General features: G+C 36.7%; 13 protein-coding genes. 2 read left to right on the top strand and 11 right to left on the bottom strand.

From position 1 onward, the window contains the following. Positions 1–230: 230 nt before the first annotated feature. From ACTNDN_RS03990 to ACTNDN_RS03950, 9 genes are all read right to left on the bottom strand, one after another. Positions 231–1,667, bottom strand: coding sequence for a phospholipase D-like domain-containing protein (locus tag ACTNDN_RS03990; protein ID WP_031539290.1), 1,437 nt, complete (start codon positions 1,665–1,667; stop codon positions 231–233). 533 nt (positions 1,668–2,200) lie between these two features. Next, positions 2,201–2,845: an urease accessory protein UreH gene (locus ACTNDN_RS03985; RefSeq protein WP_109768068.1), complete on the bottom strand. Its 645-nt coding sequence runs from the start codon at positions 2,843–2,845 to the stop codon at positions 2,201–2,203. Between the two features lie 30 nt (positions 2,846–2,875). Continuing rightward, complete coding sequence (locus ACTNDN_RS03980) at positions 2,876–3,691, bottom strand: urease accessory protein UreD (RefSeq protein ID WP_031535425.1); 816 nt, start codon at positions 3,689–3,691, stop codon at positions 2,876–2,878. Between the two features lie 3 nt (positions 3,692–3,694). Then, complete coding sequence (ureG, locus tag ACTNDN_RS03975) at positions 3,695–4,303, bottom strand: urease accessory protein UreG (protein WP_031535427.1); 609 nt, start codon at positions 4,301–4,303, stop codon at positions 3,695–3,697. Positions 4,304–4,335: 32 nt separating this feature from the next. Beyond that, a complete protein-coding gene (locus tag ACTNDN_RS03970; protein ID WP_441130802.1) occupies positions 4,336–5,022 on the bottom strand; it encodes an urease accessory protein UreF in 687 nt (228 codons plus the stop codon). Then, positions 5,015–5,461 (bottom strand): urease accessory protein UreE, encoded by a 447-nt coding sequence (ureE, locus tag ACTNDN_RS03965; RefSeq protein ID WP_031535430.1) that lies wholly within the window; start codon positions 5,459–5,461, stop codon positions 5,015–5,017. The genes ACTNDN_RS03970 and ureE overlap by 8 nt, the downstream gene beginning before the upstream one ends. Positions 5,462–5,471: 10 nt before the next feature. Further along, positions 5,472–7,181, bottom strand: a complete 1,710-nt coding sequence (gene ureC / locus ACTNDN_RS03960) for an urease subunit alpha (RefSeq protein ID WP_031535432.1) — start codon at positions 7,179–7,181, stop codon at positions 5,472–5,474. 26 nt (positions 7,182–7,207) lie between these two features. Beyond that, positions 7,208–7,513, bottom strand: coding sequence for an urease subunit beta (locus tag ACTNDN_RS03955; RefSeq protein ID WP_031535434.1), 306 nt, complete (start codon positions 7,511–7,513; stop codon positions 7,208–7,210). Between the two features lie 12 nt (positions 7,514–7,525). After that, entirely contained in the window at positions 7,526–7,828 is a 303-nt protein-coding gene (locus ACTNDN_RS03950; protein ID WP_031535436.1) for an urease subunit gamma, read from the bottom strand. Positions 7,829–8,251: 423 nt separating this feature from the next. On the opposite strand from ACTNDN_RS03950, the gene ahpC reads away from it, so the two are divergent. Together ahpC and ahpF are read left to right on the top strand one after the other, a co-directional pair. Further along, positions 8,252–8,815 (top strand): alkyl hydroperoxide reductase subunit C, encoded by a 564-nt coding sequence (gene ahpC / locus ACTNDN_RS03945; protein ID WP_031535438.1) that lies wholly within the window; start codon positions 8,252–8,254, stop codon positions 8,813–8,815. Between the two features lie 14 nt (positions 8,816–8,829). After that, the gene (gene ahpF, locus ACTNDN_RS03940) at positions 8,830–10,359 is read left to right on the top strand and encodes an alkyl hydroperoxide reductase subunit F (RefSeq protein ID WP_031535440.1); all 1,530 of its coding nucleotides are present in this window, start codon (positions 8,830–8,832) and stop codon (positions 10,357–10,359) included. 238 nt (positions 10,360–10,597) lie between these two features. On the opposite strand, the gene ACTNDN_RS03935 is transcribed toward ahpF, so the two are convergent. Further along, positions 10,598–11,050, bottom strand: coding sequence for a GNAT family N-acetyltransferase (locus ACTNDN_RS03935; RefSeq protein ID WP_031535442.1), 453 nt, complete (start codon positions 11,048–11,050; stop codon positions 10,598–10,600). Between the two features lie 36 nt (positions 11,051–11,086). Next, complete coding sequence (locus ACTNDN_RS03930; RefSeq protein ID WP_048718642.1) at positions 11,087–11,923, bottom strand: DUF368 domain-containing protein; 837 nt, start codon at positions 11,921–11,923, stop codon at positions 11,087–11,089. Positions 11,924–12,085: the final 162 nt, after the last annotated feature.

Raw genomic sequence — 12,085 nt, 5'->3', positions numbered from 1 at the left:
TATTCCTGTGCTTACCTTCCCTTTTATAGGGGGCAAAGCAATTGCTTACCTTTTCCCTTTGTATTAGACAATTTCCATTCCCCTGTACTTTTCTTTTAAAAAAATATAAACTCATGCAGGTATGGTTCTTTATTAAACCATTTAAAGCCTCCAAGTTTCACGTGAAACAAGGAGGCTTTTAACGATATATTTATATATTTCCTAGAAAATATTCTCATTCACTTCTTCCTTTAAACTAAAAATGCAAACAATTTGATGATAGGAGCTAAAGTTTTTATAGCTATTCTCTTCCAAAATGCCACATCTGCTTGCTCTACATCTTCTTTTGCTTTATAGCTTCCATCTTCTGAAACCTGAAGACTATGGTTATCGACCGTTTTATTTAGTTCTTTCTGCAAAAAGTGAGCAAATTCTTCACTATCAATCAAAAGCATGGTTTCTGTGTTTAGGAACGTACTTCTGGCATCTACATTGTAGGAACCAATCAAACTAATTTTTTCATCAAATATATATGTTTTTCCATGAAGGGACTCTGTCTTTTCCTGATATTCAAATAATTCATCGACCCAATTAATGATAGAGTGTCTGTTTGACCAATATCCTGAAAAAGCAACCATATTAGGTGTTGATGCAGCAGAGTTTGTCAGCACCTTCCAATGATCTACTTTTATTTTCTCTGGCTTTACATATTCAAGCATTTTCTTCGTAGGAACAATATATGGACTTTCTAAGTAAATGGACTTTGTAGATTGCTCGGTTAAAGAAATTAGTTCCTTCCAAATTAATGGATCTTTATTAACCCGCTGATGTGGATTGTGCAGCAAAAATACCTTGTCAGTTGAATAAGCATCTTTTTTCCAATCTATTGCTTTATCTATTGGCAATGGATACACATCTTTTGCATGTGTTAGAAGGTCCATTGCTTCTTCCTCTTTTTCTTTCCCTAATTGTATCTTCCTATGTGATATTTTTTTAACTGCATTCTTTGAAAAAGGATGTTCCCAAACATATTGATAATAATCATCTATTTTCTTTAATACACTGGTATCCTTTTGTTCCTCTGTAAATACAATAACATCTCGATCATTTGACGCTCCTTTTGTTCCTGCTGCGCTAAAGTATTTATCCCCTATATTTCTTCCCCCCACTATAGCAAGTTCACTATCAATGATAAATAGCTTATCATGAAATCGATTATTCCATGTCCAAGGCTTTCCTAAATGAAGAGGTTCATAATACTTCAATTTGATATTTGGATGAGTAAATATCGCATAGCTATATAAACGTAAATCTTTGTTGAATTGATTGACTATGCCATCTAATAAAAGCCTTACTTTGACACCACGATTCGCTGCATCAAACAAACAGCCGAAGAATAAATCTGCATATGGTCCCTTTTGAATCGCATAAGTGGATATATCAACAGATGCCTTTGCGTTCTTTATCAATTGCAGCCTTGCTAAACCTGAGTCTTCCCTATCTTGTAATAAAACGACTTTATCAGGCGAGACCACTTTTTTATCATTCTGATTGAGTTTAGTCGTTGGCTTCCAAAAAGGGTCTGCCTTGGGATGATAAAAATAAGGAACAATGACACAAGAAATTACAATATAAAGAAGGTAAACTCCAACAAATACCATGATTGTCTTCAGACTATGACCGATCATATTGTCTCCCACCATTTTTTTATCTTATTCTTACTATCTTCTCCCTAATTTGAAGTATTATTAAAAAGAAAAATTCTATTGAATATTAATTACTATTTATTGTTTTAAAAAGTATTCATGGAGAAGTAGAAAGAAGTCAGTCTTGATTCAATAAAGTGGGGATTTAAAAGAGGCTGGGACATAAGCATTTCAACCAACAACAAACACGAACTATAATGTAATTAAATTACATTATAGTTCGTGTTTGTTTTTTAGAAAAAGGTTTAAAAACGAAGTGTAATGGAGCGGAGGACGCTCGACTCCTGCGGGAAATAGAGGAAAGGCTGAGACCCCGCAGCGCAGCGAGGAGGCTTAGCTTCCTCCCCGCGGAAAGCGAGCGTCTGTAGCGCAATGGAACGACTGAGTTTTTACACTTAACTATATTAAAAAACATAGATAACCATCAGAAAGTAGCTTTATTTAAGAGCTAAATTAAAGATTGTTCGTCTTTAAAGACTAGTTATTTAGTTTTGTCCCAGCCTCTTTTAATGATCTTATATCCAAATCTTAAATAAACCATCATTGATTCCGATGTTATACATATAATAAATTCCAAATAGGATACTGATGCTTCCTGTGATTTTTGTAAAAAGGGCATTTACCGTTACCCCTTTGTTTGAGAATACAAATGGGACACCTAATACAGTAGTAAATAGTAACATGCCGACACAGGTCCCTATACCAAAAATAATGATATAAATTGCACCTTCCCATATGGTATGTACTGTACTCATCGTTAATAGAACCATTGCTGCACTTCCCGCAAGCCCATGAACTAATCCTAATAAAGTGGACTTCCAATAAGAAGTTGCTCCATTTCTGTGATGGGAATGTGTTTTTCTTTCTTTTAAAAAAACATTTGAAATTCCTAAATAAACAAGGACGATGCCAACTATAAATTCCAAAGACATCGCTACTGGATCTGATATTTCCTGTTTTAATCCAATGACAATTAACCCAAATACAAATAATGTAAAGGTATGTCCAATTCCCCAAAATACCCCAGACAAAGAGGAATTCCATAAATTTTTGCTTCTACTCGCAATCGTAGAAACTGCAATTACATGATCTGGTTCTAATGCATGCTTAAATCCAAGTATTAGTCCAAATAATAAGATGGACAGCAATCCAAATTCCATTATTGATGTTCCTCCGTTTGACTTATTATGTTAGTATTTTCTCCATCTAAGTGCTTCTTTTCCTAAAAGAAACTTCCGTGCATAGGTATGCACTGATTGAAAGATTCTCTCAATTACTCCGGTATTACAAGCTAAAATGCGTAAAATGACTCCATTTTCAGGTAGTTTGGAAATACCAAGGCGGATATCCTCTTCCTCCTTTTCCACTAAGTGATTCAATTCTTGATAAAAGGAGCGATCCGCTTGGTCATGTACAAGTACAAGTGTTCCAATATGGGTAAAACCTTCCATTTGCATAATAGATGTAAAGTCTTCTTCCGGTTTCAAATAAAGATGATCAAAGAAGATTAGTTTATTATTTCTATATATTTTTTGCTTGGAGCGAATCCATGCATATTTAAAGAAACTCCCATCCGCCGCCCATCCAGGAGTGATGATATCACTAGCAAAATAACAGGATCCTTCTTCCATATGTACAACTGTATTTTGAAAATATTTAGCTTGTTCATAAGCGATTATAGGATCAGGAAAGTGTTCTAATATACTATTTCTTTCAAGGGTAATCACCGTATCTTGCTTCACATAGTCCATTGGTGTTCGATATATTTTTGTAGAGGATTGGGTGGTAACAGAGATTGCGGCGTCTTCCTCCACACAAATGGATGTTTTATATCTATCTCCATCCACATAACCTCCTCCTACATGAATACAATAAATGGATGGTGCACTTTCTTCTAAATAAACTGGCCGCGTAATTTTCATAGCTCCTTCATAATAACAATCACTAAGCACTGTTTTATGTTGTCTTTTCTTTGCAGAAAATTGCAAAACACCTGTATAAGTCATTATCTATAGTCCAATGAGAAATGCTTGCTTTTTAATCCATTCCACTACTTCTGAAAGTCCAATTTCCTCTTTCAAGTTTGTAAAAATATAAGGCTTCTCTCCTCTTGCTGCAATCGTATCTCGCTCCATCACTTCCAAGCTCGCACCAACATATGGAGCTAAATCAATTTTATTAATAATAAACAAGTCCGATTTAATCATCCCTTGCCCACCTTTTCGTGGGATTTTTTCTCCTTGAGCTACGTCAATAATATAAATAGAAAAATCTACAAGCTCTGGACTAAAGGTTGCAGCCAAGTTATCTCCACCACTTTCGACAAATATTAGCTCTAAGTCTGGATGTAATTCCTTTAGCTCATCAATAGCTGCGAAATTCATTGATGCATCCTCTCTAATGGCGGTGTGAGGACATCCTCCTGTTTCTACACCGATAACTCGATCTTCTGGCAACACACCATTTTTCAGTAAAAATAATGCATCCTCTTTCGTATAAATATCATTTGTTACAACGGCCATGCTAAGCTCATGTTGCATAGAACGAGTTAATTTTTCAACAAGCATCGTTTTCCCTGCACCAACTGGGCCTCCGATTCCAATTCGTATTGCTTCCATTTATTTCACTCTCCATTTGCTAATAATTAAACTTATGACATAAAAAGACGGACATGTAACTGTTCATGCCTCATTTGTGCTATCTCAAGTCCGGGACTAACACTCGCAAAATCATCTATTGTTAACCCCATAATGGTATCCACACACGTATCTATTAACGGCTGGATTTCAACCAGTATCTTTTGTCCATTTGTTTGTCCTAAAGGGATGCCGCGCACAGCATTTTGAACAAGGGAAGAGACGGATGTGAAAAGATAGGTTTTCATAGCAAGCACTTCTTCCACATTCAAATAGTGAGCAAGAATCGCAAATACAATGCTTGTATGTCCAAAAGCATCCTTTTCTTTTATATGGGAAATATATTTTGTTATATTAGCAGAGTGATAGAGGTCTTGGCAGAGCTTAGCCATCCTTTCCCCCATTCTTTTATTTCCCATTCTTGTTTCTTCAGCTAGAGAGGAAACGTATAAAATTCTATCTACTTCTAAAACTTTATCCCAGCTACTTGTTGCGATTCCTTCATATGCTAAGTGAAAGGCAAGACCATCTGCATAGACGAGCTGTTTCTTTAAATAAATTGTTAATGCCTCATAAAAGCTGTGCTTATCCGTCACTGTCCCTTCTTGGATATATGTTTCCAAGCCAAAGGAGTGAGAAAAAGCCCCTGAAGGAAAGTTAGAATCACTTAGCTGCAGCAATGGATATAAAGAATTAGTCATGGCTATGCCCAATATGGCGGAAAGCCTGCTTTACCTTTCGATTCTCTCTTTTATAGGGAATTAATAATTGCTGTAATAATTCTTCTACCAAATAATCATATTGAACAATCATTTCATTGCCTTCAAATTGTGCAGGTAAATGACGGTTTCCAAGCTGGTGTGCAATTTCACCCATTTGCTGGATGCTGAATGGCTGAATGGTTAGAACATCATCTTCCTTCACAGAAATGACAATCATATTCTTGTCATCCATGTATAATACGTCTCCATCAAGGAGTTCCCTCTTATCTGCTAAGCGAATGCCGATTTCCTTCCCATGGTCTGTCACAACTCGCTGGACTCTTTTTAATAAATCATCACTGTGCAAATAAACTCTTTCTACGTGATTTGCTCTTTTTTCTAATGTTGCTATATTTCCAACAATCTTTTCAATAATCATCTTAATCACCTCAAAATAAAAAATATCGCTGTGCCATTGGCAGCGTCTTTGCTGGCTCGCATGTCGCAAGCTTTCCATTCACCTTTACTTCATAGGTTTGCGGATCAACTTCAATGGTTGGCGTCTCTCCGTTAAAAAGCATATCTGCTTTTTTTAATTTTCTTATTCCAGCAACAGGCTTAACTATTTTTTGCAAATTAAGCGCTTGATGAATTCCTTTTTCATAGGCTGCTTTTGAAACAAATGTCATCGAGGTTTGATATTTTGCACGACCGAAACTTGCAAACATCGGCCGATAAAAAACAGGCTGTGGTGTGGGAATACTAGCATTTGGATCCCCCATTATGCTATGTGCAATTAATCCTCCTTTTAAAATAAGATCCGGTTTCACTCCAAAGAAAGCAGGATCCCATACAACTAAATCAGCTAATTTTCCTACTTCAATGGATCCAACATAATCAGAAATTCCATGAACAATTGCTGGATTAATCGTATATTTTGATACATATCGCTTTAGACGAAAGTTGTCGCCAACTCCCTTGTCTTCCTCCAGTTTCCCTCTTTGCTTTTTCATCTTATCCGCCGTTTGCCATGTTCTAGTAATTACTTCCCCTATCCTTCCCATAGCTTGAGAGTCTGATGAAATCATGCTGAAGATGCCTAAGTCATGAAGAATATCTTCTGCTGCAATGGTTTCTTTGCGAATACGAGAATCAGCAAATGCAATATCTTCCGGAACCGATGGATCTAAGTGATGACAAACCATCAGCATATCTAAATGCTCTTCCAGTGTATTTATCGTATAAGGTCTTGTTGGATTTGTAGAAGATGGCAAAATATTCGAATAACTAGCTGCCTTTATAATGTCTGGTGCGTGGCCCCCACCTGCGCCTTCTGTATGATAAGTATGGATTACTCGTCCATCAATGGCAGCAATGGTATCTTCAACAAAGCCGCCTTCATTTAAAGTATCTGTATGTATCGCTACCTGCACATCATATTTATCCGCAACTTTTAAACTTGTATCAATAGCTGCAGCTGTAGTCCCCCAATCCTCATGCAGCTTCAAGCCTATCGCTCCTGCTTCAATTTGCTCTGCCAACGCGTCTTCACTTGATGCATTTCCTTTTCCAAGAAACCCTAAATTCATCGGAAAGGCTTCTGCTGCCTCAAGCATACGATGAATATTCCAAGCTCCCGGTGTACATGTCGTTGCATTCGTTCCTGTTGCAGGACCAGTACCTCCACCAATCATTGTAGTAACTCCTGAACTAAGGGCCGTTTCTATTTGTTGAGGACAGATAAAATGGATATGTGCATCAATCCCACCAGCCGTAACTATCTTTCCTTCTGCGGCAATTACTTCTGTAGCAGCTCCAATCACAATATTGACATTATCCATCAACAAAGGATTTCCAGCTTTTCCGATTGCTGTAATTTTCCCATCTTTTACGCCAATATCCGCCTTATATATTCCTGTGTAATCAAGAATAATGGCATTTGTTAGGACAAGGTCAACCGTATCCTTCCGTGTAGCCAGCGGGTGCTGTCCCATCCCGTCACGTATTACTTTTCCCCCACCAAACTTTACTTCATCTCCGTATATCGTGTAGTCTTTTTCTATCTCTAAAAAAAGTTCTGTATCTGCTAAGCGAATAGCGTCTCCAACTGTTGGGCCAAACATATCTGCATATTGATTTCTCGTCATCCGAAAACTCATTAATAAGCCTCCTTTCTCGCAATCTCTTATACCAAACCGTTTGTTAGATTATTTAAACCATAGACCTTTCTCTGCCCTGAAAAGGGAACAAGCTGCACTTCCTTTTCGTCTCCTGGTTCAAAGCGGACAGCAGTACCGGCTGGGATATTTAAATGCATTCCAACTGCCTCCTCTCTACTAAACTGCAAGGAATTATTTACTTCATAAAAGTGAAAATGAGAACCAACCTGAACGGGACGATCTCCTTTATTTAGCACTTTTACTGTGATAGCATTTTTTCCTTCATTGCAAATAATTTCTTCCTTTTTCAAAACGTATTCACCAGGAATCATTGCACTTCTCCTTTATCGTATGGGATTATGAACGGTAACAAGCTTCGTTCCATCAGGAAAGGTTGCCTCTACCTGTATATCTGGGATCATTTCCGGGATGCCTTCCATTACATCCTCTCTTTTCAATATAGTTGCTCCATATTGCATCAGCTCTGCTACTGTTTTGCCGTCTCTCGCACCCTCTAAGACTTCATATGTAATAATGGCAATCGATTCTGGATAATTTAATTTCAAGCCTCTACCTTGCCGGCGACGGGCAAGATCTGCAGCAACTACAATCATTAATTTTTCCATTTCCCTAGATGTTAGTTTCATCTTAAACTTCCTTCCCGCCATAAAATAACTTAATTTTTTAAATTATCGAAAATTATTATATACTGTTTTCTACTAAAACGATTAAAATTCCTTCTACAAGTTTAGTAGAGGGAAAGACTTTTACGAATAAATTTTGTTAATGGTCCTTAATTGAGAAAAACCCTTAACAAATGAAAATCACTGAATATGCAACAAAAATAACTTAAATTTCATACGAATGTTATCTACTTTTTACAAAAGGAAGCGAGAAATATGGTATATAAAAATTAAAATAATTATTATTAAGTTCTATCTTATCCTTGACAAAATAATTAGGTTTATATAATAATAAATGTTGAATTGTAATAATTATTATTTGCATAAGTTTGGATTATTCGTCTAAACTAGTAATAAATTTTATTCATAATAGGAGGAATTTAAAAGATGTCAATTATTGGAAGAGAAGTTGCGCCGTTTAAAGCTCAAGCATTTCAAAAAGGTGAATTTATTGAAGTAACAGAAGAAAACTTAAAAGGTAAATGGAGCATTTTCTGTTTCTACCCAGCTGATTTCACTTTCGTTTGCCCAACTGAACTAGAAGACTTACAAAATGAATATGCTACATTAAAAGACCTTGGTGTAGAAGTGTACTCTGTTTCTACAGACACTCATTTCACACATAAAGCATGGCATGATCATTCAGATGCTATCGGTAAAATCGAATACATCATGATTGGTGACCCAACGCAAAAAATCTCTCGTGATTTCGAAATTCTAAATGAAGAAGCTGGTCTTGCAGATCGCGGAACGTTCATTATCGATCCAGATGGTAAAATCCAAGCTGTTGAAATCAACGCAGATGGCATCGGCCGTGACGCTAGCACACTTGTAAACAAAATTAAAGCTGCACAATATGTTCGCAACAATCCAGGTGAAGTTTGCCCAGCAAAATGGCAAGAAGGTAGCACAACACTTAAGCCAAGCCTAGACCTTGTTGGTAAAATTTAAGGGAGTGGCTCTATATGTTATTAGATAATGAGATAAAAGGGCAACTGAATCAATATCTGCAAATGATGGAAGGCGATGTGGTTCTTAAGGTTAGCGCGGGTTCTGATGATGTTTCCCGCGACATGCTAGCACTAGTTGATGAACTAGCTACCATGTCTTCATACATTAAAGTAGAAAATACCCAATTAGAGAGAACACCAAGCTTTAGTGTAAATCGTGTCGGTGAGGACACTGGAATCACTTTTGCCGGTATCCCTCTTGGTCATGAATTTACTTCCTTAGTATTGGCTTTACTTCAAGTAAGTGGTAGAGCTCCTAAAGTAGACCAAAAAGCAATCGATCAAATTAAAGCAATCAAAGGTGAATATCGCTTTGAATCTTACATTAGCTTAACTTGCCATAACTGTCCTGATGTTGTGCAAGCATTGAATGTGATGAGTCTATTAAACCCTGGCATCACACATACAATGATTGATGGGGCAGCTTTCAAAGAAGAAGTAGAAAGCAAGGATATCATGGCTGTCCCTACTGTTTTCCTTAATGGAGAATCATTCGGCAGTGGTCGTATGTCATTAGAAGAAATTTTAGCAAAAATGGGTAGCACAGCTGATGCTTCTGAATTTGCTGACAAAGATCCTTTTGATGTATTAGTAGTCGGTGGTGGTCCTGCTGGAGCAAGCGCTGCAATCTATGCTGCTCGTAAAGGAATTCGCACAGGTATTGTTGCAGAGCGCTTCGGTGGTCAAATTATGGACACTTTAGCTATCGAAAACTTCATTAGTGTGAAACAAACAGAAGGTCCAAAACTTGCTGCTAGTTTAGAAGAACATGTCAAAGAATATAACATTGATGTTATGAACCTTCAACGTGCTAAACGCCTAGAGAAAAAAGATTTAATAGAAATCGAGTTAGAAAATGGTGCGGTACTTAAAAGTAAATCTGTTATTCTATCAACTGGCGCTCGCTGGCGCAATGTTGGCGTACCTGGTGAAGCAGAATTTAAGAACAAAGGTGTAGCATATTGCCCACACTGTGATGGACCATTATTCACTGGAAAAGATGTTGCTGTAATTGGTGGCGGTAACTCAGGAATTGAAGCTGCTATTGACTTGGCAGGAATTGTGAAACACGTAACAGTGCTTGAATTCATGTCAGAATTAAAAGCTGACTCTGTTTTACAAGAGCGTCTTTATAGCCTACCAAATGTAACAGTTCTTAAAAATGTTCAAACAAAAGAAATTACTGGTACTGATAAAGTTGACGGTATTACTTATATTGAACGTGAAACAGGCGAAGAAAAACATGTCGAGCTTGCAGGTGTATTCGTTCAAATCGGTCTTGTTCCTAATACAGATTGGTTAGAAGGTACTGTTGAACGTAATAGAATGGGTGAAATTCTTGTTGATAAGCATGGCGCTACAAGCCTACCAGGTGTATTTGCAGCTGGAGATTGTACAGACAGTGCTTATAAGCAAATCATTATTTCTATGGGTTCAGGTGCAACTGCTTCTTTAGGTGCTTTTGATTATTTGATTCGTAATTAATAGATTTTGATAAGGAGCCTCCTTTTTTGGGAGGCTCCTTTTATTTTGTAAATTTTGATTAAGGTTGTGGATTGTTTTAGCAAATTTCTTTGCTGAGCTAGCTTTCTCTGTTACTTTCCTCCCTTTTCCTAACAAAACGGTCTTTAATCAAACTCCACTCTCGCATACAAACTGTTGATAAAAAACCCCTCAACAATTAAAAAAAACTGCCCTCTAAAGCAGGACAGCCTTTTTCTCTTTATAGCTCCAACTCCATCCACTCATCTGTTTCCTTAAAGCCGAACTTCTTATAAACAGGTCTACCAAGCTTTGAAGCGCCTAGCCACATTTTCGTAATGTTTAAGTTTTTGGCTTCGTCTACTAATTTTGTTAATAGACTTGTAGCAATTCCTTTTCCACGATAATCATTTTTCGTATACATATTGGTTACATAAGCTTTTTTTCCACTCTTATTAGTATAGGAAGGAGGAAAGTCATAAATAACAATTGCTCCTGTTGCTATGATCTCGTTTTGCTCCTCTACCTCTACTACCCATTGAATAAGAGTTCCTTCAGCTAATTTCTTCTGAAAGAAAGTTTTCAGCTCGTTATCAATATCTTTATCAGCTTTAATTCCTTCATCAACTAATTGAATTTTCCTCATTTCCACTAGCAAGTTGATATCGTCAACAGTCGCTTTGCGATATTTCATCCAATCTCTCTCTTTCCTATAAACGTTAATCTGTTATTATTTATCAGATTTTCCTTTAATAAGCTTTTTTTCCGAACCAAAAAGCATTGTTACACTAAGGCCTAATATAAAAGTAATCAAGCAGAATATAAGGGTTGTTATTCCTGTAACCATTCCTGGAAAAACAACGAAAAGGGAGCCAAGAATTAGCCCTATAATGATTGCATAAGTGATATGCGGAAAATGGGATAGTGAATATTTAATCCCTTTACTACTTCCAATAAATCCAACTACTGCACCAAGTCCAATAACCAAGATTACTGGGATATTTAATGTAGATAATGCATTAATGGCTGTTGAATATACACCAAGCAGCAGTAAAATAAACGAGCCACTAATTCCAGGAAGCAACATTGCCATACTAGCAAGCCAGCCAGAGAAAAATAACCCAATGACCGATAATAAAGATAAAGAGGTTATTGGTTCGGTAGTCTTTTCTGGGTTTAAAAAAGCCATTGAAGCAATTAGAATAGCCGCTAATGCTAGAATAATATAATGTCGGGAACCAAAGTTTTTTTTCGGCTGTGCCTGCTTAAGCATAAGTGGAATGACACCAATGATTAATCCAATAAAAAAGAATTGTGTTGGCTCATGATAATTTTCCAATAAAAATTCAATCAATCTGCTTAACAATAAAAGAGCAGTACCCATTCCGACCGCTAACGGTATTAAAAAACCTAATTGCTCTTTCCAGCGTTTACTAAAAAAACCACTGATGGCATCTAGCAAACGATCATAAATACCCAAAATGACGGCAATTGTTCCACCACTCACACCAGGTATTAAATCACTAATTCCCATAATAAAGCCTCTATATAAATTCTTCCATTCCATTAATTCTTATTTCCTCCCTATCAATTCGCTCATAGATTTACACATTTTGAATAGTTTACAAACTATTTTCCAATTCTATCATACCATATTTTCTAGTATCTTATTTTTTTCTAAATAAAAAAACACACTATGCAATAAAAACAAAGAAATCATCCCCAAATA

The organism is Niallia sp. HCP3S3_B10, from assembly GCF_052064465.1.
Taxonomy (GTDB): Bacteria; Bacillota; Bacilli; order Bacillales; family Cytobacillaceae; genus Niallia; species Niallia hominis.
The sequence above is the reverse complement of the archived record's forward strand: the minus strand, read 5'-3'. Positions and strand labels throughout refer to the sequence as shown.